Genomic DNA, 26,155 nt, shown 5'->3' with positions numbered 1-26,155 from the left:
ATGCGCCGTTTCATTATAACCTGGGTTATAATCGTACTTTGGCCATCTTCTCTTTTAAAAGCCTTTTGCGGATACGGCTCAAAGAGGGTTGTTTGATACCGATATAGGAAGCGATATGATACAGTGGAATACGTTCCAGTATTTCGGGTTGCTGTTGTTGCAATTTGAGATATCTGTCCGCCGGCTTGTCAAGCAACAGCATTTCACTGCGCAACTGGGCAGACACATAGAGTGTTTCGGCAGCGAGGCGTCCAAACCTTTCCCAGTTTTTGCTGGCGTTGAACAATGATTGCAGTAGCTCATAAGAAAGCAGGAAGATCTCGGAATCTTCCAGTGCCTGGATCCACATTTTGCTGGGCGTTTGGGTAAGAAAGCTGTGGTACGCTTTGGGCCATTGTCCTTCAAAGAAAAAGCTGCAATTGATCTCTTCTCCGTCAATCACATAATACGCGCGGAAAAGACCGCTGATAACAAAAGCGATCTCCTTATAGATCTTACCTTCTTCTATAAAAAACTCACCTTTTTTGAGGGCTTTATAACGAAGACTGGCCTGGCAGAGGTCCCAGTCCTCTTCTGTAATCCCGCTGACCTTATTGATGCCTGCGAGGATCTTTTGATAAGCTGCTGTCATGGCCGGATAGATTTGTAGTATGAAGATATTGCAATTATAAAAGTCTTTCAATTCTTTTGCGCACAGGTGCGGTCCTGAATCCATCCACACACAAAAACGGGGAATACTTCCTGCGAAGCATTCCCCGGGAATGGATGAGAAATTTATCACTGAACAATGAGCTTCTTCGTAAAACCGGAGCCTCCCGAATCTACCGTAACAACATAGAATCCTGCATTCAACTGCGAATCGATTTCTATTTTATTACTACCCTGCGTTTTCTTTTCATAAAGCATTCTGCCCTGATTATCATAAACCCTCACGATCACCTGTTTTGAGATCTCCTTCAGCAGGATCGTAAACCGTCCCTCATTGGAGGGGTTCGGATAAATGCTGACAGCATCCTCATTAACACTGTTTTTTTGTGATATGCTGGCAGCCGAAGTATCACTGATGCCTGCTTTCAGTAAAGAGCCGTTCAGGGAGATGTTAAAGGTCTGCGTGCTTTTGCATCCTCCAGCGTTCGTATAGGTGGCCACGTAGTTCCCGGCCTGGTTGAACTGGACATTTGAAAGATATATTTCCCTTGTAGCAGCGTTAAAATTATTCGGCCCGCTCCAGCTCCAGGCGCCACCCTGCGTAGGCTGAGGGCCAAACTGCACGCTGCCGCCCGCAGCCAGGGAGGCATTGGCTGTCTGCTGCCAGGTGCCGTTATTTACGTTCAAATATGGTGTGATAACAGTGGGCGTACAGGCGGCTGGGCTTCCATAAACGATACCTCTGCCTGCTGTGCTCATATATACTCTTCCGAAAACATTCATATCTCCCTGTACGAATTGCCCGTTACCCGGACCACCATATTCATGCGCATCATCATTTACACGTACCCACGAAGCCCCCTGGTCTGTTGAGCGGTAAAGACCTCTGACATTGTTGATGGTACCCCAAATGAAGATAGTAGGATAATTTGCCCCGGAAGCTGCTGTTCCAAAACCAAGGGCACCGCAATTGCTGACACCATTTATGGTTGAAAATGATTGCCCGGAATTAGTTGAACGTACCAGCCCGCCACCGTTCAAAGCTATCCAAACATGCCCTTCCTGTCCGGGTGCCAGCCGTATGATCTTTGAACCGCCGCTGGCAACTGAACCGGCTTGAGAAAATGAAGCGCCGCCGCTGGTGCTCACCAGTACCGCCCCATTTCCGGGATTGTATGCATAGAATTTATTGGAATTAACCGGATCGCCAACCGGCCGTGCTTCGGTAAAGCTTAATCCGCTTACCGTTGACCAGGAAGTTCCATTATTTGTTGACCGGTAGGTAGTAGAAGATTCCTTCGGCGAATGCAGAACCGTATTACCGTTAGCGGATAATGCCACCTGTCCCTGGCTGCCATTCATGCTATTCTGGGTCCAGGTTGATCCCATATTATTGGAGTAATACATGTTGTTGCCTACCCGCACAATTTTGTTGGTGTTTTGAGCAGCTACTGCCAATCCGGTGGTGGTGCCCATTTGCGGATTATGAATGGGTGCATATTGATCAACATTGGTGTGTCTGAATCCGTCGTAATCGCCAATAACAGATATCACCGGGCCATTGGAAATACTTTCCAGGCCAAGCGGCACGGTTTCTTCAAGCCCTTTTACTGCAAACCGCCAGGTACCGCCGGAGCTGATGTTATCATTTACAAAAATGCCATTGCCTGAAGTAACCCAAACCTTTTCCGTATTAAAGGGATCAAATTCTATTGAGCCGGCCCAATGGATGGCGTGCCCGCTAACCCAGGTAATGCCATCGGGATTCAAGGTAAATCCCCGGTCTACCACATCCACCCAGCTGGAGCCACCATTCGTGCTCAGGAACATCCTGTCGCCCCAGGCGCCGTTCTGGTTCATATAGGTGTTAATGGTAGAAGCTACAAGTCTGTCGGGATTATTAGGCGCCACGCTGATCCCTCCAAATGCCCTGCTGAAACCGGAGGGGGTGATGTTCGTCCATGCACCGGTGGAAATGCTGTACTTCCAGATCTGCCCGTTATCCATGGGCTCCGGTTGTGACCAATGTCCGCTCGGGCCCGCACCGTTGCCATAAGTGATGAACAGGGTGCCGTTACTGGCCAACGCTGCCCGGTGCGGCATAAAGGTGGTGGTAGCGCCGGAAACCGCAGCAAAAGATTGTCCACCATCATCACTGCGGTACAGGTTGGTGCTTCCACTACGCGATACCCCCACAATGATCCTTTGGGTAACACCACCTGAAGCGCTGCTTCCGTCTAAGATCACAAAGCTTATCCCATTTTCATTAGGGGTGGTGGTTACATTAAGTGAGCTTAACCGGGTCCAGGTGGCGCCGGCATCGGTGCTTCTGAATAATCCATTCCACCGTGTGCCGCAGTATAGAATGTTGCTGTTGTTAGGATCTACTACAAGCTTTTCACCGGTTTGCCGCCCCATGCCATTGCCGTGCGCTTTGAATTGGTTGGTAACATCTGTAACAGTAAAGGTGTTGCCATAATCGGAAGACCGCAGAATGGCTGTTTTACCACCGTTGAAATAGGAGATCCCTACCAGCATATACACCCTGCCCGGCAATTGAGGATCTATTGCCAAAGACTCAACACCCAGGAAACCAACTTCATTGTCGGACACCCAATCTAACAACGGTACCCAGCTGGAAGTGGAAGCATTCCAGCGGTAGGCGCCGCCCACATCCGTCCGTGCATAGACCAGATTTTGCTCGGTTTTACCGGGAATGATCGCGGAAACAAATCCGCCGCCGCCAATAGGTAAATTGTTCCAGGTATAACCGGTTTGGGCCATCGCTTCATAGCTATAAAGCGTAATAATAACGGGAAGTAACCAGAGAAAGGCAAGTGCCTTTTGCCTCAACTGCAGGCATACTTTGGTGGACATAAAACATCCGGAAATAACGGGCCGTAGGATACACGCTTTAAATAGTGCGGGTAGTGCTGTTTTCATACAGGTTAATGGTTTAGGTAGATCAATAATGCTAAATGGGTTGAAAGAATACAGTGACGGAGAAAAACTGGCAAAAGATACGGCTCCCCGGACCTGGCAACTGGCGAAAGCGCTGACAAGATGACATCATGCAGGGATAGCCCCGGGGAAGCTTCGCGGTAGCAAACGTATTTTCATAACTGGAATCTTTCTCTTAACTGGATAGGGTAAAAATACCGGAATGTTCTTAGAAATAGGGGGCTCATATGTTGCAGATAACGGCGGGAAATGTTTCAAATCTATGCGGTGAATACGGGCCCTGAATATGGTTTTAAAGATCCGCTCAACATCCGGGGCCTTTGAGCACGAATGCACAGACCTTTCATGGCGTGCTACAGCGGGACTGGTGATCTTCGTACAATCTTAACTGTTATACTGTCTCAGAATTACTGATAAAAAGTAATTCTACCTGCACCTCTGTTGGGCTTTCAGAAGGTTGTTCCTGAAACAATGTATGCGGACGATCGGCCAGCGCAGATATTTCCCAAAATGCAGATTTGCTTGTTACCTTACTTTTTCTCTGTTAAATTCAGCTAAACAGCTATCTAACGGTTTACCCTGGTTGTAAATACAATTACAAAAACTTTCGCAAGCCTGCGGATTATCATTACCTGCACATCCGTTCTCACATTCAATTAAGGAGTTACCAGGCCGAATATCATATAAAAATTGATTTATTAATATTACCAAAGCTGCAGTTGCAATAACACACCCAAAAAAAACAAACACAAACTTTTTGCTCGCCTTTCCATTTTTTGCTGTACCGCTATTATCTTTAGACTGTTTAAGTGGCAGAATACTTTTTAACCGGTTGTAATCCCAGCATAACAGATAAAAGTTGGCCAATAACATCAGCGTTGTGATACGGGTACCTTCAAACCGGGTAGCATAAGCCAAAATGCAAATATTCAGGATAATAGGGAAATACATAATTGCACCCAAAAGTGCGGCTCTTGGAATTAATAATAGTATGGCTACCGTTACTTGCATAACTCCTATAAATGTATAGTAATAGCCGGTATGATGCAGCGCTTCCAAGTAATTACCCAAAGGATGATTATTTGATAGTGCAGTAAAACGCTCTCCCATAATTTTCACTATACCCGATGGAATAAATCCCAAAGCCAAAATCAGACGGCAAAAAACAGTAAAGTAGCGAAACCATTTATTTCCTTTTGCGTCATAATAGTATTGCTCAAGCCTGGTAAGTATAGTCATAAATGCAAAATTTAATTCTTTTTATTAAAAAGCACTTTGTACTTCAAAGTTACATCAGAAAAGGCATATTTCCATAATTATTGAAATGGTCTTGCAATCTGTTAAAAGCCGGTTGGCATGCAAACCCGATATTAGCTGCGCCTACACCCAGCTTGGGGTTACATTCATGGCAGCACTAGTCATATACTGCCTCTTTTAAAAATATGCAAATTCTGTTCAGAATCCAGCACACAGATGCGGTTATCAAATACATAGAATACATCTTCAGCTGCCGGGATCATAATGCCCCTGCGGCCTGTTTCTCCGGTATCATATAGCTGGTACTGCCATAACAGCTCACCGGTTTGAATATTCCATTCGCTGATAATGGTATCCAGGATACCTGCCAGGTACATTTTATTATCCTTAAATACCAGGTTGGCATAAGCATCAATACCTGTTGAACTAATATGAGATGATAGGTCCGTGGTACGAATGCGTTCACCATCCTCCTTATTAACCTGCCAAATTTCTGCATTCACAAAACATAGTATGACCAGATCTGTTACCTGGAATCTCATGCCTGCCTCTTTCACCTGCCAACGTAACCGGCCATTACAGGCATCCAGGCATAGTAAATAGTCGGTCTGTTCGCTGGTGACGCCTACATACACATGGCCACCAACAAGTTGGGGACGTGCGATAACTTTATAACTGCCGGCAGGCAGGGCCAACTCATTTATATTTACTTCCCACAGAAAGTGGCCATTTGATTGATTGAAACAAATGAGCACCTCTCTTTTTTCAGTATGCGTGGCAACCAAAAGATCACTGTTCCAGGTGAAAAGGTGGGTATAGGTGCCGTCAGCTTCCCAGACAATGGTAGCATTGCGGAAATTATATTTACTCAGCTTCCAGCCAGCAGTCGTTTTATTGCGAATGATGATGTAATCATCATACACCAGCTTAATCTGCAGGCTACCTGCAAAATTAAACGGATATTCTTTTCTTGTGTTGCTATTTACATCCCAGACAATAATCTTATCTTTTGTTCGGATGACCACCCCCCTATTCAGTATCCCGGCAACCAAAAAAGAGGCTGCATCCGGTACCCATTCAATCACAGAAAAATCATTATCTATCCAGACAACAGCATTATCGGTGGTTTTATAAACAATGCCTGCCGCGGTAATTACCGGATCCTGTACCTTGCTTAACTGACGGACTAATTGCATAATATTACTTTACTGAAACGTTAGTTTATAAATTGACCTTAAGGAAGGTAATACTGCCCAAAGGATCATACCTCCTAAAATACAATGTTTTTATATCGTTTAAATACTGCCAGTTAACAAGTGTAAGATAAAATCTCACCTGGAATTATGGCTATGTCCGATCAATACTGATTATTATAATAAACAGTACGTCTGTATCTACAGCCGCCATTTAAAACAAAAGTGTTATTACTAAAATAATAGCGCCGTTTAATGAATATTTTCAGATATTTAGGCCACTGTTAAAGAGCAAATGAACCACATAAAATTCTCCCAATCCTATCATACAGACACGCTTCGCACGGAGCTGGAAGCGGTTTTAAAGGAAGACTGGCCGCTGCATTTCAATCAACGGGACTTTAACGGCGATTGGCGAAGTATTTCCCTGCGCTCCGCCAGCGGGGAAAGCACCGACATTTACGCCCATGCAAACAGCACTTACAGCAATACGCCTGTACTTAGCCTTATGCCTTATGTAAACAGCATCCTGGAAGCCTGGCATTGTGAAAAGGAAGCTGTACGCCTGCTGTCCCTCGCCCCCGGAAGCTTTATTAAACCGCACCGGGATCCCGGATGTGCGTACCAGGACGGTGTATTCAGGATTCATATCCCCATTATCACCAACCCGGATGTATACTTTACCCTTGAAGAAGAAAAGCTGCACCTGGGCGCAGGCGAATGCTGGTATCTCAATTTCGCCGCCACGCACAGTATCGTTAACAATGGCAATACGCCAAGGGTACACCTGGTGATGGACGGCATCCGGAACAGTTGGACAGATGACCTGTTTGCCACGCATGGCTACGACCTTCCGGCAGAGCATGCGCCAAAAAGTTATGATGACGCTACAAAAGCCAGGATCATAGCGGAACTGGAAAGCATGACCCCCCCTGCTGCCAGGGATTTAATTGCCACCCTAAAAGCAGGAAAATAATGCAAGCTTCCCTAATAGCCAACTGGATTCCCTTCCGCCTTAGTTATACCAACCCTAATGAATGGACCATAAAATGGCTGGACCTGGGAAATGAACGGATGATCAAACCCTTCTTTGATGAAACTATACAGGTTTGCCGCATAAAACAACGGCAAAGGTCGCGGCTGGAAAGCCTGAGCAGCACTGACTTTTTAGCAGAGGCTTGCAAAAACCTGCCTTCGCTGGCGCCTTCCGCATTCATTTTCCATGTTTCCCGCTGCGGCTCTACCCTGCTATCGCAGGCATTTTCAGCGCCGGAAGAAAATATTGTGGTTGCAGAAGCTCCCTTGCTGGATGAAATTTTAAGGGCAGATGAAAAGCAGCCGGAGCTCACTACCGCTACCCGGGAAACCTGGTTCCGGTGGGCTCTGAAGCTCATGGGGCAGCAACGCAACTATAAAGAAAGCAACTATATTATTAAGCTGGACAGCTGGCATATTCATTTCTATGACCTGTTGCGGGAATGGTTCCCGCAAACGCCTTTCTTCTTTTTATACCGCAAACCCGATGAGGTGATTGCATCTCATGATAAACGAAGAGGCATCCACAGCGTTCCGGGAATGGTTAATCACGCCTTACTTAAAACAGCTGAACCAGCGCATTACGGAGGTGATTTCAACCGCTATACAGCGCAGGTGCTGGAGCAGTATTACTTAAAGCTGCAGGAGATCTTCCGACTGGATCATCCGCACAACCATTTCTTTGATTTTGCCCATGGCGGAAAAGAGATGGTAGCTGCCTTCAGCGCATTTACCGGTATTCCCGTAAAAGATATGGACCAGGTGCATGACCGTCTGAAATATCACAGCAAATCGGCACAGGAGGTTTTTACACCGGAGTCCCATGAAAACAATGAAAGATTCTTTTTTAATGATTGTCATGCCGCCTATGAGCAGCTAAAACACCTTACCCTTTAAGCAAATGGGCAATATCATCCAGCTTACCGGTTTATCAGGATCCGGCAAAACCACACTCTCCAATGCCTTGTTTGAATGGGGCCACCAGCAGCATGTAACAGTGAAGGTAATAGACGGCGATGTTTACCGTCAAACACTTTGCAAGGACCTCGGGTTTAGCAAAGCAGACCGGCTGGAGAATATCTCCCGTTTAGGAGCTTATGCCGGGTCCATTGCTGCAGATTATGATCTTGTTTGCATAGCAGCCATCAATCCTTATGAAGAAGGAAGAAATAAGCTCCGGCTGAAATACGGAGCTTTATTGATCTGGCTGAAGTGCGACCTGAAAACATTGATCAGCAGGGACCCCAAAGGACTTTACCGGAAAGCGCTGCTGCCGGATACGCACCCTGACAAGATCCATAACCTTACCGGCCTGAATGATACCTTTGAAACACCCGCTCTCCCGGACCTTACCCTGGATACGGAACAATTAGACCCGGAGGAAATGCTTGCATACACCCTCAGTTTCCTGAAAAACAAACAATTGGTATAAATAATAGTGGAAAACCCACATGCAGATGCTATCATTGACAAAACGAGAGAGTGGATTGAAACATATCAGTTCCTGCCGAAAGACTTCAAGGAATACCCAGGTGAGAATATCCGAACCAGTTTAAAGTATACGGGATGAGCCGCGCTAAATGCTATGTGACTCTCTTTGCCTTATCACTTGTAACGAATTGTTTCATTAGCTAATCCACCCAATAGAAAATCAGTAAAGATTTATACTCATATCACGCCGGAGCACCAGCGTCTCCGACATAATGGAGCCAATTCCATTTTGGGGCTCCAGCTTGTCAATCAAACCAGCTGACTTACCATATTCTTCGAAACTATCTGATCCGATGAAAACTATCAGCTGATTAAGATTACCGCCATCTACTACCTGATAAGCCAGGAATTTCCGCACCTTTTGTTTGAGTGTCCCAACAAATTTAATAGCCGCTTCGGTATTGGTGATCTGGATAGTCAGCATGCGCATGAGTCTTGAACCCAGAACAACACTGTCTTCAGGGGCTGACAAGGCTAATCTAACTGCTTTATAGCCGGCTAGAAAATTGGCGAAAGGCTCGGTATGCAGCGCATTGTCGACGGCATCGCCCGTGGGATTGGCCCGGTGGTCGAATTCATCCCAGGAATGGCCAAAGGTAGCATCCAGGAATTGACCATCGCGTGGACCAGCGATAAAGTACCAGCCATACCAGTTCCACGTATCGTTATTGATGAGATGCCAGCGGAGGTGTTGTTTATAGCCTGCCTCGAAATTGGCGGCTTGCCCATCTTTAGGTTTCCAAACTGAAAAGTTAGCGATGTTCTTCTGCGCATTGGCTATGGTTGCCAACACGAGCAAAAGGGGAATCAGTTTCATGAGTTTTACATAAAGCTACTGATTCTGAGACCTGTGGAATTGTAAAAAAATGAAGTAGGTCTTTAAGCGTATTTTTATTTAACTTTCTGAAATGATACTTTTCAAAAACTATACACCGGTTACCATCTCCAAATTAGTGAAATCGATCTGGTATATGGAGTTGACAATCGACGACCCGGTGTATGAAGAGGAGATCATTCCGGATGGGCATCACGAATTGATTTTTTACCTGACCGCCAGCTGTTCCCAAAGGCAGGTAGATACTAACACGTGGCTTGAGGAGCCGTATGCGCTGCTAGCCGGACAGACAACGGAGTGCTATCGGCTAAAAATGTTCGCCGGGGCAAAACTATATGGCATCCGCTTTTTTCCGCATACCCTGTATCATCTCCTAAATTTCCCGCTTCATTCTCTGAATGCTGCTGTGCTGCCATTGGATGAGCTACTACCTGGTCATGGGTTCTGGAATCACATTACCGACAATCCGGAACAGACCTTTCAAAATATAGAAAACTATCTTGCAGATTTACTCAAAGCCACGAGCAATCCATATATAGAATATTCGCTCGGACAAATTCTCAATAGTAGTGGCACCATTGCCGTTGGGGACCTTATCAAAAAGAGCGGTGTCACGCCTAAGCATTATGATGACTTGTTCAAGAAGTATGTGGGTATTACCCCCAAATACCTTTGCGCGATACTAAAGTTCAACTTCTTTATCAGCTATAAAAAGAGTTACCCGGAAAAGACGCTAACGGAATGTGCCTATGAGGCAGGGTACTATGATCAATCCCATCTCATCAAATCCTTCTATCAGTTTGCGCGGATGTCGCCGGGAAAGTATTTCGGTTCAAACCCAATAATCGGCCAACAGTTCGCCGGTCTTTGATTTTCTCTAAGTGAGGTTGTAGGGTCAGGAACTACAATGCTGCCATAATGGGGCATAACAAATAATTTTTAATAAAAAGAAAGAAGCCTACTCGTAAATGAGCAGGCTTCTTTCTTCGTCGGGACGACTAGATTCGAACTAGCGACCTCTTGCACCCCATGCAAGCGCGCTACCGGGCTGCGCTACGTCCCGTTTTTACCGGTATTGTATTGATTGACGGGGATGCAAAAGTAGCCAATTATTTTATTTTTCAAAATATTAAGTATCTTTTTTTAAAAAATATTTCAGCGGATAATGACATGATATGTGGTCCCCCTAACCTTCCGCAGAGGCCGGATTTTCCTTCCGCTGTTTTCCATTAAGTTTAAGCACCCGCTGTCGGCCCAACCGCTTCCTCAGCAAATGCCCCTTCCACATCCAAAGACCACTCAACACCACTACCGGCAAAAGCACCCAGCGCACGGCATTTGCGGCTGGTGGATTAGCTGCTACCGGTCCATAAATATACCCCAGTATGGGGATGCTGAGTATTATGTGTAACCAGCGGATGATCTTGCGTTCTGTTGCTGCTTTCATAAGAAACGTTTGTGACACAAAATTAACCCGTATCACTATCGCCATTTACGAAAGTAGACATGCCGGGAAAATCCGGCGACAAAACAGGCGTTTCCAACGCATCAGGTATTACAACTATATTGACCAATATCGCTGCTATTTTGATCCTCCTGCGGAGTATCCAAAGGAATTAATTGAAATATCATACTTTCACGCCCCGTTATCACCGGCAGCAAATCCGCTGTTATCAATGCCAACCCAATGTAATAAAGACCTGCAAGTCTGGATCAGTACGGACAAACTAAAATAATATGCGCTGCTACAAATCATTGTCATGAAGGAACATCCCTTATATAGTACGACAAACGTACCGGCAGATGACACATTACTGCTTGAACGAATCGCGTCCGGGGATGAAAGAGCATTTTCAGCGCTATATCAACGTTATTGGAAGAAGGTTTATACCTACCTCCTTCGCCTTACCAAATCACGGGAAACAGCCGAAGAACTGCTTTCTGAAATATTTACCCGGTTCTGGATCAACAGGGGTACCGCTGCCGGTATATTGAATGTAGACGCCTTCCTATCTAAAGTAGCCTACAACAGGGCAATCGATTTCTTCCGGTTTGCTGCAAAGGAAAAAAAGATACAGGTATTGATCGCTTTAGAACTCAACAGGCATCCATCGCAAACAAACGACGGATACCTGTTAGACAAGGAGTATAAGGCATTGCTCCGCGAAGCTATCCACCAATTACCACCACAACGCAAGCTTGTTTTTACCCTTAGCAGGGAACAGGGACTCACACACGAGGAGATTGCCCGCCAATTAAATATGTCACCGCATACTGTAAAAAAGACAATATCCAATGCTATTAAATCCATCCGGACATTCCTCCGCAGGCACGGAGTAGATGGCATGATCCTGAGTATTCTTTGCAGCCGCCACCTTTAAATCCACTTTTTTTTCTTCCCCGGTACTACCACCTCCTCTTTTTTACGTCTGTTATCTGTACAGAAGGTAACTAACATGAACAACCGGCAAGAACGCTTACATCTTTTATTCGATAAATATTTATCTGATTCCATCACAGCCACTGAGTTGGAAGAGTTGTGGGCGCTGATACGCTCCATGGATACCATGGGCGACTTTCCCGAAAATATCAAAACAGCCTGGGACAATATCCCGGACGGTGATACCACATCCGAAGTCGATGGCAACAGCATACTGGCGCGTATACTCGAAAAACATCCACAACCGGTGAATCGCCCGGTAATAGTTATGCTGAAAAAAAATTGGGGGAAAATCGCTGCGGCACTGCTAATACTGTTGGGAATTCGTTTCCTGGGTCACAAAACAAACGAAGTCAGGCCGGTTACCACACAGCCTATCACCACAACTGTTGGAAGTAATAAAGCCGTGCTGACGCTTTCCAACGGAGAAAGCCTGCTGCTTAACGACCAGGCAACCGGTACAATAGCCCGACAAGGTATGATGCAGGTGATAAAAAATGAGGACGGCTCACTCTCCTACACGGGAAGCGAAAATGATAAATTGAATGATACCTATAACACATTGACCATTCCTCCCGGAAGCCAATACCACGTTACGCTGCCGGATGGCACAGGCGTTTGGCTCAATGCTGCCACCACTATACGGTACCCTTTAGCTTTTTCCGGCAATAAAAGAAAAGTTGTCATAGAGGGTGAGGCCTTCTTTGATGTAGCGCAAAATGCGGCGGTGCCCTTTGAGGTTAATTCCGGAACCATGCAGGTACTCGTGCTGGGCACCACGTTCAATATAATGGCTTACAAAGACGAAAACAGTATCAAAACAACGCTGATAGACGGTGCGGTAAAAGTTATCAGTGGAGAAAACAGTCAGCAACTCAAACCTGGACTGCAGGCCATTTTACCCGCCGGTGAACAAAGCTTCCGGGTAGTGCAGGCAGATATGAAAGAAGTACTTGCCTGGAAAGAAGGTGAATTCCGCTTCTACGATACGGAGATCACGTCCATTATGCGACAGGTGGCTCGTTGGTATGATGTGGAGATTGTTTATAAGGGAGTCATCCCCCGTAATAAATTCTATGGCGTAATTCCCAGGCAACATAATGTATCGCAACTGTTAGAGGTACTGGAGGTAACACATCATGTTCACTTCCGTATCGATGGGAGAAAGATCATCGTAATGCCGGGACCAAAATAATTTCTTAATCAAACTAAAACGCAGATGACAGGGTAATCAACCAAAATGCCACAAAAAAGCCGGGGTGACTGGAACTCACCTCCGGCAAACATTTCGGGCAAATCGCAAAATGACAACACGTATTATTTCACATCTAAACCCAAAACCATACTAAGTTATGAAGTTTACTGCATCAGGCCAAAGCGTCTCCCCGCATTGGCCCTTAAAACTATGGACGATCATGAAACTTACTGTCTGGCTGATGGCCGCCGCGCTACCTATCAGCGCCAAATCCTTTTCCCAGCGGGTGACTATCAACAAGAAAAACTGTAAGCTGGAATATGTATTTGAACGCATCAAGCAGCAAACAGGTCTTTCATTTATGGTAGAAAAAGTACTGCTCGACAGTGCCCAACCCGTTTCCCTGCATGAGGACAATGCGCCACTGGAGAAGATATTATCGCAATGCCTGGACTTCCAGCATTTGTCTTACCAAATCACCAACCAGGTAATTGTGGTAAACAGGAATACAGATAAAATAATCCCTGTGCCCGGGACAACCGCCACCAGGTTATCTTTCCCGGTATCCGGTACCGTAACGGATCAAAAAGGAACCGTATTGGTTGGCGCATCTGTATTGTTAAAAGGCAAAGATTTCCACAAAGGGATGGCCGCCGATGCCCAGGGAAAGTTCCTCCTGGATAATGTACCTGAAGGTGATTATACAATAGAAGTATCACTGATCGGTTTTGGAAAATATACCGGGCCGCTGCACGTGAACGGTGCTACGCAGCCATTGCAGATACATCTGAGCCCCGCCAGCCAGGCACTGGAAGAATTGGTGATAGTAGCCTACGGCAAACAAAAGAAAGGAAATCTGACAGGATCCATAGCAGCTATTTCTTCCAGGGAACTGGAAAACCGGCCCCTTACCAATGTTACCAACGCATTACAAGGTACCATGTCGGGTGTAACGGTTATGCAAAGCAATGGTCAACCGGGAAAAGACGAAGGCACGATAAAAATAAGAGGGATTGGCACGCTTAATAACAGCAACCCGATGATAGTGGTAGATGGGCTGATCAGCTCCATGAGCGATGTAAATCCCAATGATGTAGAAACTATTTCCGTATTGAAAGATGCCGCATCGGCCGCCATATATGGCTCCAGGGCAGCAAACGGCGTAGTGCTCATCACCACCAAAAAAGGGAAAAAAGGAAAGCTGCAGGTGCGGTATGATGCTTACCTGGGTAAACAGCATGCCACCAGGCTGCCCGAGTTTCTCCCATCCTGGCAGCAGGCAGCATTCTACAACGAAGCGCTAAAAAATGAAGGTGCTCCGCCTAAATGGACCGACAAAGATATACAGCAGTTCCGCGACGGCAGCGACAAAACTGGTGCACATCCCAATACAGACTGGCTGGACCTGTTGTATCGCGGCAACGGCATACAACACAATCATTACGTGAGCCTGAACGGAGGCGATGAAAAAACACAGTACATGCTTTCATTGGGATACCTTGACCAGGAAGGAATCATCAAGGGAACCAATAATAAAAAATACACCGCACGCGTAAACGTCAGTTCCAATATAAGTAAAAGAACAAGTGTATTTGCCAACATTGGCTATCTTTACTCTCCTTTCAATGAACCGGTAAGCTCCTATCCTGGCGCTACCAGCCTGTCGCTCATCACGTTTGTGGCTAACCAGATATCCAATGTGGTGCCGTATAAATTCGACAACGGATACTATGGATACGGTCCCAATGGTAATCCTATCGCTTCCCTTGAACTGGGTTCGTTCAACCGCACCCAAACTTATACCCTTACGGGAAATGCCGGCGCCGACATCGAACTGGCCAAAGGGCTGCATTTAAAGCCCACTTTTGGATACCGTCTTAATATAAACCAGGGAGAAAAGTTTGTAAAGGATATCCAATTCTATGATGCCAACTCAGGACGCCCAACAAAATACCAGGGACCTAACAACCTTACCAACGACTACAATAACGAGACATATACAAATCTGCAAGCCATACTCGAATACACCAGGGATCTTGAGCTCCATCATTTCAGGTTACTTGGTGGAGGGTCGCAGGAGTCTACCAGGTACCGCGAAAATTCCATGTATCGGGAAAACTTCCTGAATAATGCCATCTCACAAATAAATGCCGGACCAACGGCAGGTCAAACCAGCAAAGGGCTTGCGAATGAAGTATCACTCAGATCATTCTTCGGTCGTTTCAACTATGACTACGATGAAAAATACCTGTTTGAAGCAAGTCTTCGCTACGATGGCTCCTCCCGTTTCGCACCGTCAAACCAGTGGGGCCTGTTTCCTTCTTTCTCCGGCGGATGGAACATTGCAAAGGAAAAGTTCTTTGAACCGCTCCAGGAGCTGATCTCTGACCTGAAACTCAGAAGCACCTGGGGAAAGCTGGGCAACCAGAACGTGGTAGGCAACTACCCCGCTATTTCAACAGTATCTCCCGGACAGGATTATTCCTTCAACCACACCATTGCATCCGGGATAGCCCCCGTTACCGGCGCTAATGCCAATATCACCTGGGAAACAACCACCACTACTGATTTTGGTTTGGATGCATCCCTGTTAAAGCGCAAATTAACTTTCAGCGGAGGTTACTTTATCCGTAACACCACGGGCATTTTGCTGCAATTACCTATAGGAGCGCCTTATAGTCTGTCCGCTCCATACCAGAATGCAGGTGCTGTCATCAACAAAGGCTGGGAGTTTTCTGCCGGTTACAATGGGCACGTGCATGAGATCAACTACAGCGTAAACGCCAATGCCACCTTTATCAACAACAGGATCACCAATCTCAAAGGAAGCGGACCTTACATCAGCGGTGGCACTTTTCAGCAGGTTGGCTACCCTATCTATGCCTTCTATGGCTATGTTTGCGAAGGCATTTTCCAGACGCCTGAAGAGGTGTCCAAACACGCTAAACAAACCGGCGGCGTAACTGCACCGGGAGATCTCATGTACAAAGATCTTAACCAGGACGGCAAAATAGACGGTGCCGATCGCACCTACCTGGGTAGTTATTTCCCTAAAACTACTTTCGGGTTTAATCTTCACCTCGACTGGAAAGGTGTTGACTTCGGCGCTTTCTTCCAGGGAGCCGCAGGTGTAAAAAACTACGTACAGTCCAACATGCTGGGTGGTGTAGGCGCTAACAGCAATAAACCCACCACCGCTTTTCTTGACCGTTGGACGCCGGAGAATCATTCCACCACTTTCCCCCGCTTGTGGTTTTCCTACAAGAACAATGGCCCCAGCAACATGCCGTCTTCCTTCTGGGTAAGAGATGCCTCATACCTCCGCCTCAAGAATCTGCAGCTGGGCTACAACCTGCCAAAGAAAATGGTACACCGCATTGGTCTTGATAATATCAAGGTATACTACAGCGGTCAAAACCTGCTGACCTTCACCAATTTTTATAAATGGGTAGATCCGGAAGCCCCCCAGGCCGAATCAGGCTACAGCTATCCCCAGGTAAAAATCAATACCGTTGGGATAAATGTCCTCTTTTAATCAACAAAAATCATGATCATGAAACGTAACAAAATAATAGCTGGCTTATTCATGGCTACCGTTGTACTGGCCGGGTGTAAAAACGATTACCTCAGCAAAGCGCCACTGGATGCTTATAGCAACGGTACCCTCTGGACTTCCGCCAGTGATGCCGCCGCAGCACTTAACGGCTGCTACCATGGCTGGGAAAGCGGCTACAATGTTATCTACAACGACTGCTTTACCGACAACGCCTATGATCAATATCCATGGGAAGGATATGAACCGGTAACACAGGGCAATGCCACCCCGGTAAACACCGGATCTGCCGACAGATGGGATTATAAAACCATTCAAAAATGTAACTGGTTCCTGGAAAATATTGACAACGCACCTATTGACCCCGCATTGAAAAAAAGGATGAAAGCGGAAGCCAGGTTCCTGCGGGACTATCAATATTTTGCTATGAGCCAGGTGTATGGTGATGTTCCACTGGTACTGCACACGGTATCAATAGACAGCGCCAACCTGGTGAGCCAGGCACCCAGAGAGGAAATAATAAAATTCCTGCTGGAAGAAATGACTGCCATTGCCGGTGATCTGCCGCTGAATTACCCCGGTACAGACCAGGGAAGGATCACCCGGGGAGCAGCGCTTGCGCTTGCCGCACGTATCCAGCTATTCAATAATGATTATACTGGGTGTATTGCTACCTGTAAACAGCTCATGTCCTCTCCTTTCGCCTACAATTTATATACTGACTATAGTGAGCTGTTCCGTCCCGTGGCTGCGGGCAACCAGGAAGTAATACTCGATATACAATACCTGAAAACGTACAACACCTTTGACGGCCTTGGCGTACTCCCTCCCAATTCCCAAAGCGGGCAAAGCTCTGTTGCCATCACCCAAAACCTGGTGGATGCATACGAAATGAAAAACGGCAAAACCATTGATGATCCGGCATCAGGTTACAACCCGGTACAACCTTATACAAACCGGGACCCCAGATTGGATGCTACCATACTACGCCCGGGATTAAAATGGGAGAACAGTTATTTCGATCCCCTGGATGAACAGTCGCCCGACTATTATCAGAATGGTAATTGTCCGCCCACGGGCTATATCTGCAAGAAATTTATTCCGCACCTCTCAGAAGATTTTGATGATATCTGGAATGTAGGATTAAATTTCATGGTGATCCGTTACGCCGAAATACTCCTCTCCTATGCAGAGGCAAAAACAGAAGCCGGACAAGTAGATGCTTCTGTGTATGAGGCCATCGACAAAGTACGTACACGCGCAGGGATGCCGCCGGTGGACCGGGCCGTCTATAACAACCAGGCTGCCCTCCGGAAACTGATCCGGCGCGAACGGAGAGTGGAATTCGCTTTGGAAGGCCTGCGCTGGTATGATATACAACGCTGGAAGATCGGAGCCGAAGTAATAAAGGGACAGGTAACCGGTTCTCTCAAAGGCAGTGTAGACGCCAATACCGGCGCATTGACGCTTGATCCTGCATCGAGGATAATGGTAGGTAGTCCGCGTAATTTTGACCCCGCCAAACACTATCTCTGGCCCATTCCTCAAAAGGAAATTGACCTGAATAAAAACCTGAAACAAAACCCCAATTACTAGTCCATAAATTACCGGGGGCGCGGCGTGCTGTTATAGCGCGCAAAAGAGCCCCCGGTTAATATAATACACAAAAAAACTCCGCCGGTTTTTAACCGGCGGAGTTGACCATACCTTCACAAAAAGGTTACAAATAATTATTGATAATATTCTCGATGAATTCCTGTCTGCCGCTCGTTACCGCTGGTTCTCCATTAGCAACGGCATACGCACGCAGGCTTTCAAGTGTAGCCTGTCCTGCTTCAAAAGTTTTTGCCGCTTCGCTATCGAAAGAAGCATAGCGCTCCTGGCGGATCTTCCGGTAAGCGCTTTTCTCCAGGATGGCATCAGCTGTAATGAGGGCGCGTGCAAAGGTGTCTATCCCGCCGATATGAGCGTGGAAAAGATCAGCCGGATCAGTAGAGTTCCTCCTGATCTTTGCATCGAAGTTGATGCCGCCGCCTTTAAATCCGCCGCCTTCGAGGATGATCAGCATGGCCTCGGTGAGTTCGTTGAGGTTGGTCGGGAACTGGTCGGTATCCCAGCCATTTTGATAGTCGCCCCTGTTGGCATCCATGCTTCCAAGCAAACCGGCATCTATTGCTACCTGCAGTTCGTGCTGGAAAGTGTGCCCTGCTAATGTAGCGTGGTTCACTTCAAGGTTGAGTTTGAAATCGTTCAGCAGATCGTACTGACGCAGGAAGCCGATCACTGTTTCCGCATCATAATCATACTGGTGTTTGGTAGGCTCGCAAGGCTTAGGCTCAATAAAGAAAGTACCGGTGAAGCCATTTTTGCGGGCATAATCTCTTGACGCCTGCAGGAACCTGGCCAGGTGCTCTTTCTCCCGCTTCATATTGGTGTTTAAAAGGCTCATATAGCCTTCCCGGCCACCCCAGAATACATAGTTTTCACCTCCGAGTGCAATGGTAGCATCCAGGGCCGCTTTCACCTGTGCAGCCGCATGAGTGAGTACATGAAAATCCGGGTTGGTAGCTGCTCCGTTCATGTAACGGCGATGACTGAACAGGTTGGCAGTGCCCCATAATAATTTAACGCCGCTTTCCTCCTGCTTTTGCTTCAGGTATTGCGTCAGCGTTTGAAGACGCTTTTCATTGTCTTCAATATTGTTTGTATAGTCCACCACGTCTACATCGTGGAAACAGTAGTAAGGCAGGTTAAGCTTGGTGATCATTTCAAAAGCAGCATCTGCTTTATCTTTCGCCCGCTCAATGGGATCGGCGTTCTTATCCCACTCAAAAATATGCGTTGCTTCACCAAAAGGATCAGCGCCGGTTCCGTTAAAAGAGTGCCAGTAAGCAACCGCAAAACGCAACCACTCTTTCATAGGTTTGCCGGCTACTATTTTGTTTTCATCATACCAACGATAAGCCAAAGGATTATCTGTACCCGGACCTTCAAACTGGATGGCGGAAATGCCACCGAAGAATTCTTTCTTTCCTGTAACTACTTTCATAATCGTGTTTTATTAAGCAAATATTGCCTGAATTTAAAAAGTTATCAACCGCTATTTTTGAAAGAAAATATGCTATCTTATCAATATTTAGTAAAATTTAGCATTTTGCATGATAAAATGGGTTACCTGACGGACATATGAAAACAATTCTTCAAAAAATCACCAATGATAGCAGCCAGAGCTTTGCCTGCCGGGTATACCAAACACCACAGTTTGAAACCAACTGGCATAAACATCCGGAATATGAACTGATCCTGATACAAAAGGGACACGGCACCGCTATGATAGGCGATTGCGTATGCGATTATTCCGTCAACGACCTGTTCTTCATAGCCGGTAACCTGCCGCATTGGTTTAGAAAAAATCATCCCAAAATGATGGGAGCCGCCCTGGTTATACATTTCACCGGTAACTGCTGGGGCGATGGGTTGCTGCAAATGACGGAAATGAAAGCGGTACAAACCCTGCTGCAGAAAAACAATGGCATACAACTGGAAAAAGCCCTGAAAAAGGAAATAGCCGATAGCATGCAGCTGATACACCGCGAAAAGGGTTTTAATAAACTCATGCTGCTATTGCAGTGCCTGCACAAAATAGGGTTGTCCGCACAATATAAAATACTCACGGAAGACTTTACCGATACCGGCAACGTGGTAAATCCCGTCATCGAACAAATTATTGACTTCTCCTTTAAACACTACCAGGAAAAAGTAACCCTTGACCAGGTAGCCGCCATCGCTAATATGAGCGTACCCAACTTCTGCCGGTTTTTTAAGAAGAATATCAAGAAAACATATTTTGACTTCCTGAGAGATCTGCGTATCAGTCACGCCTGTAAACTCCTGACTGCTTCCACCCAGCCCATACTGGATATTTGCTATGAAAGTGGCTATAAAAGCTGGGCGCATTTCAGCAAACAATTCAAAGAAGTAAAGCAGCAAACGCCTAGTCAATATCGTAAAATGTATTTGCTGTAGAGCGGAGGGGATCGCCTTCGGCGATTATCTTTGACCAGGATTAAGGTGATTAAGATGATTATTGTGATTTTATTTCTTTTTTTGAAAGATACTTACTTCTTTTCCTAAAGTGTTTATCAGTAGGATAAAGATATAGATCAGAAAAAGCTAAAATCATCATAATCATCTTAATCACCTTAATCCTGGTCAAAGATAATCGCCGAAGGCGATCCCCTCCGCTGCATTTTGCTAAAAGCTAACAGCTAAAGGCTAACCGCTATCTCAATACCCCGGCGCCTGTACCAGTTTTTTATTCCGGTCAATTTCACTCTGCGGAACAGGGTAGAAATAAAACTTATTGTCCCATTGAGCCCTGGTAAAGGATACGATCCTTTTATGGAACTCAGGATCAGACAATGAAGATCCCTTCTCAATATTCATCCCATGGAATTGGCCACCCTGGTGTTGCTCCGGTGTATTCGCCACTTTCCAGCGACGAACATCCCAATAGCGATGGCCTTCATACATCAGCTCTATCTGGCGTTCCAGGTGAATTTGCCGGCGCATTTCCGCCTGGCTGGCGCCCGCAGCAAGGTCGGCGAGTCCTCCCCTGTTACGGATTTTGTTTAAATATTTTAAAATATCGGGATTTCCCGGCTCGTATTCATTCAATGCTTCCGCATAATTCAGGTAAATTTCACCCAAACGGATCATCATCGCCGGTCGTGAAAAACTTCTGCCGCTTCTGAAATCAGTATTGGGGTGAATATTTTTACGGGCGGTATACCCTGTGCTGGGCCAATCGCGCGGCGCGCCGTTCTTGCCGGAATTGCCGGTAAAGAAAAACTCCACCCTGGTTTGCCCGTTTTCCGGAACAACCGGGATCACAGACCCGTTAAAGGTTACATCTACATAAAACCGGGGCTCCCTCCCATTATACATATTGGAGGTGCCGCTTACATAATAAGGGGTAGCCACATCGGTAAACCCGGCTTCTGTATAACCACTGCCGGCGTCGGTAATAGCCTTGCCATTCGCCGTACGGAATACATCCACCATTTCCTGGGTAACAGCTATGCCGTTCCAACCGGCGCCATTGGAGCATCTTGGAGAACAGTGCCGCTCCCAGTTACCTACGTGATCAGAGCTGGTACGGATCCAGATGGCTTCTGTTTGCCAGCCATCAAAAAATAAGTTGCGGCAGGAAAGAAATGCAGCGCGGAATGGGTCTGCATCAGCCACCGTGTATAATTGCCACCTGTTAACATCTATTACTGCCTTGGCTGCATCTGCTGCCTTCTTCCATTTTTCCTTGTCGAAAGAAGGATTAAACAAAGTACCGCCATCCATGTTCTTAAAGCTGCTCATTTCGGTGTTACCGTTGAACAAAGGACTGGCACTATATAACAGTATCTGCGATTTCACCGCCAGGATAATCGGTTTGGTGATACGACCTGTTTGTGTTACGTCCGGCTGCGTAGGATCTACCGGGTTCATATGCTGTACCGGCACATCCGCCATTGCTTTGTCCATTTCTGACAGTACATAATTTACGCAGTCATCCCATGAACTTCTTGGTATCTGGAAATCGTCTTCCGGATCCTTTGGCTCTTCGCCCATTAATACCACGGGGCCGTACTGGCGCATCAGCAGCCAGTAATAGTAGGCCCTCAGGAAGCGTGCCTCTGCTTTATATTGCTTCAGCAACTGCTCGCCACCGGGTTGGGCGGTTATCTCTTTGTTCTGGTCAGCATTTTTCAGGAAGATGGCCGCCTGCCGGATGGTCTGGTAATAACCGTTCCAATATGAAGGACTGGCATTATCTGCTGTAATAGCTCCTGAGTTGATACCGGGTTGTACCCAGGCATAATCTGCTTCGTCGCACTGCCCGGTCCAGGGAATGCTGTAAGGCTGATTCCACATATCCGGCATGGGATTGTAAATACGCGCCAGCCATTGTTCCGTCATGGCCCTGTTGGTAAATACATCTTTCAGTGTGGTGATATTGTCAGGTACCGTATTGAGAAATCCTTTCTTACAGCCTGCTGCTGACAATAACAGCAGGAGTAACAGGATATTTTTTTTGAAGATATATTGCTTCATAATGATTCAGTTTTATTTGAAGTTGGCGCGGATACCAAAATTGAATGAAGTAGTGTTAGGATAAGCGGTGCCCCTGCCATCGCCCAGTTCCGGGTCCCATATTTTCCAGGGAGAAATGGTGAACAGGTTTGTTCCGTTTATATACGTGCGTACACTTTTCAACCCGAAACGCTGTAACCTGTTGCCGCCGAAAGTATAGCCGAGTTCCGCACTTTTTAACCGGATATAGTCGGCCCGTTTCTGCCACCAGGTACTTTCATAATAATTGGTTGTGATATCCTGCCGGGTCGACATGCGTGGATAAAAAGGCCTGCTGTTGGGGTTATCCGGCGTCCAGCGGTCTGTTGCTACAGTATATAGGTTACCAATGGTAGGTCCCTCGTAAAATGGATTGGTGGCATGACCTCCGCTATACATAAAATCAACCATCGCAACACCCTGGAAGAAAAGGCTCAGGTCAAAACCTTTCACGCCAACGCTGAAGTTGAGACCGTATACAATACGTGGTACGGAGCCGTATCCTATGGCCTGCTGATCATAGCTGTTGATGAGTCCATCGCCATTCAGATCTTTATACTTAATATCTCCGGGACGCACATCTCCTGCCTGTTTAGGTGATTTCATGATCTCGGAAGAATCAGCAAACAGTCCCAGGGCTACATAACCGAAGCGCTGATCTATAGGGTGACCGGTACGGTTCAGCCACGGATATTGCCATGGTGGTAAGCCATCATACACATCCTCGTTAATATTAAAGTTGAAATTTCCCCTGAAGCCCACCCAAAACTGCTGGGAAAATGATTTGTTATAATCAAGTGTTATGTCAATTCCTTTATTCTCTGTGATACCTATATTCCTGTAAGGGATATTATCGGTAGTATAACCGGAGGCATAAGGGATATCATATTGCCTCAGCAGGATACCCGTTCTGCGCTCCTTGAATAACTCCACGATCAATGACAAATCATCGTGCAATGCTTTTATTTCAATACCGAGGTTCTGGCGTTTACCGGTTTCCCAGCTCACTTCAGATCCGATCTGATCTTCCTGTAATCCGCCGTAGCCGGTAGTATTACCCGGTACGCCAAAAGTATAACCCAAACCGCCATCACTCTTTATCCTGGTAAGAAACAGGAACCTTGATCCGGTATTGCTGTTTCCGGATAAACCATAGGTATAGCGGAGTTTTAAATAGCTGATGGCATTACTCAGGGGGGCAAAGAAGCTTTCATTGGATACTACCCAGCCAACACCATAGGAAGGAAACAAACCATAGCGTTTATTAGGGGTAAAGTTCTCCGAACCGTTATAACCGAAATTGACCTCCGCAAAATAGCGGTTTTTATAGCCATAGGTGGCCCTTCCACTCAAACCCCTGATACGATAAGGAATGGAGGATATCAGGGTACCGGCATCAGCGTCGATGTAATCTGACTGATTGTACAACAGTAAACCGGATACATCATGGTCGCCGAATTTGTTGGCATAGTTCAACGCGGTTTCTGTATAAAACCGGCGGTTGCCACCTCTTGAAACATCAAATCCTAATACATTGGATCCCGGGTCCACAATTTTTGTAATCAGGTTGCCTGCCGAATCGCGTCCGCTGGCATAATAGGTTTGTACTTCTCTTTTCCTGTTAAGATTATTCCAGCCGTAAGCATCGAAGGCAAACATGCTGGTAAATGACAACCCTTTCAGGATGAAATCGAAATTTTGCCGGAGCCTGATATTGGAGCGGATCGTATTGCGGTATTCCGTGGCGTACCCGGATTGTGTAAGATTGCGATAAGGGCTGGGATAGCTGCCACCGGGTATTTTAGGCCATTGCCCGTTGGAATACTGTGGCGGTATGAGATGGGGCGGCACCTGTGTAGCCAGGTTAAAGAGTGAACCGGTACCAATGCCAGGATAGTTGCTGTTAATGATAAAACCGTTTACACCTAATTCAAGTTTGGTTGTTTTGGTAATATTGGCATCTACGTTTGTTGTAAAATTATACCTGTCCAGTTTAATATCTGAGTTATAAGATTGTACATGATCGCGTTTCAGCATACCTACTTCCGAATAATAACCCGCGGAAATATAATAGGTAGCAAATTCGGAACCTCCCTTTACATTGAGGTTGGCCCTTCTGCTCTGACCCCACTTATTAAACAATACATTGAACCAGTCTACATTAGGATAGAGATCCGGGTCTTCACCGGAAGCATGTTTTTGTATACGCTCGTCTGAATAAAGAGGTGTTCGTCCTCTCATCTGCAACCCTTCATTATATAATTTCATAAAGGTCGGCGCATCTACAAACTTAGGCAGTTGTGTAAATTTTGTAATCGCCTGGTTTACTTCCATGTTGATTTGCGGCTTTCCGGGTTTACCGGATTTGGTATTCACCAGGATTACGCCATTGGCGCCGCGGGTGCCGTATACCGCTGTGGCAGAGGCATCTTTCAATACGGTAAAACTGGCGATATCTTCTGGGTCGAGGTCATTGATACTACGATCGGGTACTCCGTCTACGATGACAAGCGGACCACGGGGACTGGAGCCAAAAGTAGAGATACCGCGTATCCAGATATCGGAGCCATCATAACCGGGTTCACCGCTTCTTTGTACTGCTACGATACCTGCCAGGCGGCCTCCCAGCGCGTTGGTGAGACTCCTTACCGGCAGTTTCAGTTCCTCGGGTTTAATAGTTGACTGCGCACCTACCAGGCTGATTTTCTTTTGGGCGCCAAATCCTACTACCACTACTTCATTCAGCCCTCCCTCCTTTGCCAGCATTTCTACATTGATATCTACTTTATTCCTGACGGTTATCTGTTGAGATTGATAACCAATGTAGGAAAACTCCAACACGTCGGTCGGTTCCACATCTAGTTCATAGTAGCCCTTTTCATTGGTGGTAGTGCCTGTGGGCGTTCCCTGTATTTTTACAGTTACGCCCATCAATGCGGCCCCCAGTTTATCTTTCACTATACCCGACACTTTCAGCTTTACTGCCGGTTTGGGCGGCGGAGGGGCGGGCCGGGTTGGAGCAGGCGTAATCACATACTGTGATGGTCCTATAGGATTTAAGGTAAGACTATGTCCCTGCAATACTTTCTCTAAAAATGGCAATACTTTCTCAGCATCCATTTTTAATACTTTGTCGGACAGATAAACGTCTTTCGCATACTTTTCATTTAGTCCGATCCGGAGCTGATACTTTGTATAAATTTTTTCCAGGGCATCCTTCAGCGGTATCATTTGTGTTCTGCCTGCCTCGGGGGGACTATTTCTGCCGCGCTCCTGGTGGCTTTGTTCCTGGATGCTGGCCATTGCATCCTGCGCACGCAAGGGCGAAGTGATGGCGCTCAGTACAAGGCACAGGCCGGCCGCTCCCTTCAGGCAATGCCATAGAGATCCAAATTTCATAACGGAAAAATTTTGGTTAAAG

18 protein-coding genes and 1 tRNA gene are annotated in these 26,155 nt (G+C 46.4%); 9 read left to right on the top strand and 10 right to left on the bottom strand.

All coding sequences use genetic code 11. The features are described 5' to 3' along the window. Positions 1–25 precede the first annotated feature (25 nt). The 4 genes from KE626_RS22440 to KE626_RS22425 all read right to left on the bottom strand — a co-directional run bounded on the left by KE626_RS22440 (position 26) and on the right by KE626_RS22425 (position 6,062). The gene (locus KE626_RS22440) at positions 26–631 is read right to left on the bottom strand and encodes a Crp/Fnr family transcriptional regulator (RefSeq protein ID WP_211975240.1); all 606 of its coding nucleotides are present in this window, start codon (positions 629–631) and stop codon (positions 26–28) included. 146 nt (positions 632–777) lie between these two features. Further along, a complete protein-coding gene (locus KE626_RS22435; protein WP_211975239.1) occupies positions 778–3,591 on the bottom strand; it encodes a T9SS type A sorting domain-containing protein in 2,814 nt (937 codons plus the stop codon). Positions 3,592–4,134: 543 nt separating this feature from the next. Beyond that, positions 4,135–4,848 (bottom strand): hypothetical protein, encoded by a 714-nt coding sequence (locus tag KE626_RS22430; RefSeq protein WP_211975238.1) that lies wholly within the window; start codon positions 4,846–4,848, stop codon positions 4,135–4,137. A gap of 179 nt (positions 4,849–5,027) precedes the next feature. Beyond that, entirely contained in the window at positions 5,028–6,062 is a 1,035-nt protein-coding gene (locus KE626_RS22425) for an outer membrane protein assembly factor BamB family protein (protein ID WP_211975237.1), read from the bottom strand. A gap of 292 nt (positions 6,063–6,354) precedes the next feature. On the opposite strand from KE626_RS22425, the gene KE626_RS22420 reads away from it, so the two are divergent. The 3 genes from KE626_RS22420 to KE626_RS22410 are packed head-to-tail and all read left to right on the top strand — an operon-like array spanning position 6,355 to position 8,526. Continuing rightward, on the top strand, positions 6,355–7,035 hold the full coding sequence (locus KE626_RS22420; RefSeq protein ID WP_211975236.1) for an aspartyl/asparaginyl beta-hydroxylase domain-containing protein: 681 nt from the start codon (positions 6,355–6,357) through the stop codon (positions 7,033–7,035). Continuing rightward, positions 7,035–7,991 carry a hypothetical protein gene (locus tag KE626_RS22415; protein ID WP_211975235.1) on the top strand — a complete coding sequence of 319 codons (957 nt, stop codon included), beginning with the start codon at positions 7,035–7,037 and terminating at the stop codon, positions 7,989–7,991. The genes KE626_RS22420 and KE626_RS22415 overlap by 1 nt, the downstream gene beginning before the upstream one ends. Positions 7,992–7,995: 4 nt before the next feature. Continuing rightward, positions 7,996–8,526 carry an adenylyl-sulfate kinase gene (locus KE626_RS22410; RefSeq protein WP_211975234.1) on the top strand — a complete coding sequence of 177 codons (531 nt, stop codon included), beginning with the start codon at positions 7,996–7,998 and terminating at the stop codon, positions 8,524–8,526. A 219-nt stretch (positions 8,527–8,745) separates the two neighbouring features. On the opposite strand, the gene KE626_RS22405 is transcribed toward KE626_RS22410, so the two are convergent. After that, a complete protein-coding gene (locus tag KE626_RS22405) occupies positions 8,746–9,402 on the bottom strand; it encodes a hypothetical protein (RefSeq protein WP_211975233.1) in 657 nt (218 codons plus the stop codon). A 91-nt stretch (positions 9,403–9,493) separates the two neighbouring features. Here KE626_RS22405 and KE626_RS22400 point away from each other — a divergent pair, with 91 nt between their 5' ends. After that, positions 9,494–10,291, top strand: a complete 798-nt coding sequence (locus KE626_RS22400) for a helix-turn-helix domain-containing protein (protein ID WP_211975232.1) — start codon at positions 9,494–9,496, stop codon at positions 10,289–10,291. Positions 10,292–10,409: 118 nt separating this feature from the next. On the opposite strand, the gene KE626_RS22395 is transcribed toward KE626_RS22400, so the two are convergent. After that, a tRNA-Pro gene (locus KE626_RS22395) sits at positions 10,410–10,483 on the bottom strand. A gap of 123 nt (positions 10,484–10,606) precedes the next feature. Beyond that, positions 10,607–10,867, bottom strand: coding sequence for a hypothetical protein (locus tag KE626_RS22390; protein WP_211975231.1), 261 nt, complete (start codon positions 10,865–10,867; stop codon positions 10,607–10,609). Between the two features lie 313 nt (positions 10,868–11,180). On the opposite strand from KE626_RS22390, the gene KE626_RS22385 reads away from it, so the two are divergent. The 4 genes from KE626_RS22385 to KE626_RS22370 all read left to right on the top strand — a co-directional run bounded on the left by KE626_RS22385 (position 11,181) and on the right by KE626_RS22370 (position 18,204). Beyond that, on the top strand, positions 11,181–11,801 hold the full coding sequence (locus tag KE626_RS22385; protein ID WP_211975230.1) for an RNA polymerase sigma factor: 621 nt from the start codon (positions 11,181–11,183) through the stop codon (positions 11,799–11,801). A gap of 75 nt (positions 11,802–11,876) precedes the next feature. Beyond that, the gene (locus KE626_RS22380) at positions 11,877–13,055 is read left to right on the top strand and encodes a FecR family protein (protein ID WP_211975229.1); all 1,179 of its coding nucleotides are present in this window, start codon (positions 11,877–11,879) and stop codon (positions 13,053–13,055) included. Between the two features lie 220 nt (positions 13,056–13,275). Then, positions 13,276–16,590, top strand: a complete 3,315-nt coding sequence (locus KE626_RS22375; RefSeq protein ID WP_211975228.1) for a SusC/RagA family TonB-linked outer membrane protein — start codon at positions 13,276–13,278, stop codon at positions 16,588–16,590. A gap of 18 nt (positions 16,591–16,608) precedes the next feature. Next, positions 16,609–18,204, top strand: a complete 1,596-nt coding sequence (locus KE626_RS22370) for a RagB/SusD family nutrient uptake outer membrane protein (protein ID WP_211975227.1) — start codon at positions 16,609–16,611, stop codon at positions 18,202–18,204. Between the two features lie 124 nt (positions 18,205–18,328). Here the strand turns inward: KE626_RS22370 and xylA are convergent, their stop codons facing one another. Next, entirely contained in the window at positions 18,329–19,657 is a 1,329-nt protein-coding gene (gene xylA / locus KE626_RS22365; RefSeq protein ID WP_211975226.1) for a xylose isomerase, read from the bottom strand. Between the two features lie 137 nt (positions 19,658–19,794). Here xylA and KE626_RS22360 point away from each other — a divergent pair, with 137 nt between their 5' ends. After that, positions 19,795–20,634 (top strand): AraC family transcriptional regulator, encoded by an 840-nt coding sequence (locus KE626_RS22360; protein WP_211975225.1) that lies wholly within the window; start codon positions 19,795–19,797, stop codon positions 20,632–20,634. A 261-nt stretch (positions 20,635–20,895) separates the two neighbouring features. Here KE626_RS22360 and KE626_RS22355 read toward each other — a convergent pair whose 3' ends face one another. Further along, positions 20,896–22,716, bottom strand: coding sequence for a RagB/SusD family nutrient uptake outer membrane protein (locus KE626_RS22355; protein WP_211975224.1), 1,821 nt, complete (start codon positions 22,714–22,716; stop codon positions 20,896–20,898). Positions 22,717–22,728: 12 nt separating this feature from the next. Next, positions 22,729–26,133 carry a SusC/RagA family TonB-linked outer membrane protein gene (locus KE626_RS22350; protein ID WP_211975223.1) on the bottom strand — a complete coding sequence of 1,135 codons (3,405 nt, stop codon included), beginning with the start codon at positions 26,131–26,133 and terminating at the stop codon, positions 22,729–22,731. Between the last annotated feature and the right edge of the window lie 22 nt (positions 26,134–26,155).

Source organism: Chitinophaga hostae, from assembly GCF_018224885.1.
Taxonomy (GTDB): Bacteria; Bacteroidota; Bacteroidia; order Chitinophagales; family Chitinophagaceae; genus Chitinophaga; species Chitinophaga hostae.
This window is presented reverse-complemented; position numbering and strand designations above follow the sequence as displayed.

Excerpts from the sequence above, each read along its gene's own strand:
- KE626_RS22420 (WP_211975236.1), top strand. The coding sequence starts at position 6,355 with ATGAACCACATAAAATTCTCCCAATCCTATCATACAGACACGCTTCGC.
- KE626_RS22440 (WP_211975240.1), bottom strand. The coding sequence starts at position 631 with ATGACAGCAGCTTATCAAAAGATCCTCGCAGGCATCAATAAGGTCAGC.
- KE626_RS22430 (WP_211975238.1), bottom strand. The coding sequence starts at position 4,848 with ATGACTATACTTACCAGGCTTGAGCAATACTATTATGACGCAAAAGGA.
- KE626_RS22405 (WP_211975233.1), bottom strand. The coding sequence starts at position 9,402 with ATGAAACTGATTCCCCTTTTGCTCGTGTTGGCAACCATAGCCAATGCG.
- xylA (WP_211975226.1), bottom strand. The coding sequence starts at position 19,657 with ATGAAAGTAGTTACAGGAAAGAAAGAATTCTTCGGTGGCATTTCCGCC.
- KE626_RS22355 (WP_211975224.1), bottom strand. The coding sequence starts at position 22,716 with ATGAAGCAATATATCTTCAAAAAAAATATCCTGTTACTCCTGCTGTTA.
- KE626_RS22375 (WP_211975228.1), top strand. The coding sequence starts at position 13,276 with ATGAAACTTACTGTCTGGCTGATGGCCGCCGCGCTACCTATCAGCGCC.
- KE626_RS22370 (WP_211975227.1), top strand. The coding sequence starts at position 16,609 with ATGAAACGTAACAAAATAATAGCTGGCTTATTCATGGCTACCGTTGTA.
- KE626_RS22360 (WP_211975225.1), top strand. The coding sequence starts at position 19,795 with ATGAAAACAATTCTTCAAAAAATCACCAATGATAGCAGCCAGAGCTTT.
- KE626_RS22400 (WP_211975232.1), top strand. The coding sequence starts at position 9,494 with ATGATACTTTTCAAAAACTATACACCGGTTACCATCTCCAAATTAGTG.
- KE626_RS22380 (WP_211975229.1), top strand. The coding sequence starts at position 11,877 with ATGAACAACCGGCAAGAACGCTTACATCTTTTATTCGATAAATATTTA.
- KE626_RS22425 (WP_211975237.1), bottom strand. The coding sequence starts at position 6,062 with ATGCAATTAGTCCGTCAGTTAAGCAAGGTACAGGATCCGGTAATTACC.
- KE626_RS22415 (WP_211975235.1), top strand. The coding sequence starts at position 7,035 with ATGCAAGCTTCCCTAATAGCCAACTGGATTCCCTTCCGCCTTAGTTAT.
- KE626_RS22385 (WP_211975230.1), top strand. The coding sequence starts at position 11,181 with ATGAAGGAACATCCCTTATATAGTACGACAAACGTACCGGCAGATGAC.
- KE626_RS22410 (WP_211975234.1), top strand. The coding sequence starts at position 7,996 with ATGGGCAATATCATCCAGCTTACCGGTTTATCAGGATCCGGCAAAACC.
- KE626_RS22390 (WP_211975231.1), bottom strand. The coding sequence starts at position 10,867 with ATGAAAGCAGCAACAGAACGCAAGATCATCCGCTGGTTACACATAATA.
- KE626_RS22435 (WP_211975239.1), bottom strand. The coding sequence starts at position 3,591 with ATGAAAACAGCACTACCCGCACTATTTAAAGCGTGTATCCTACGGCCC.
- KE626_RS22350 (WP_211975223.1), bottom strand. The coding sequence starts at position 26,133 with ATGAAATTTGGATCTCTATGGCATTGCCTGAAGGGAGCGGCCGGCCTG.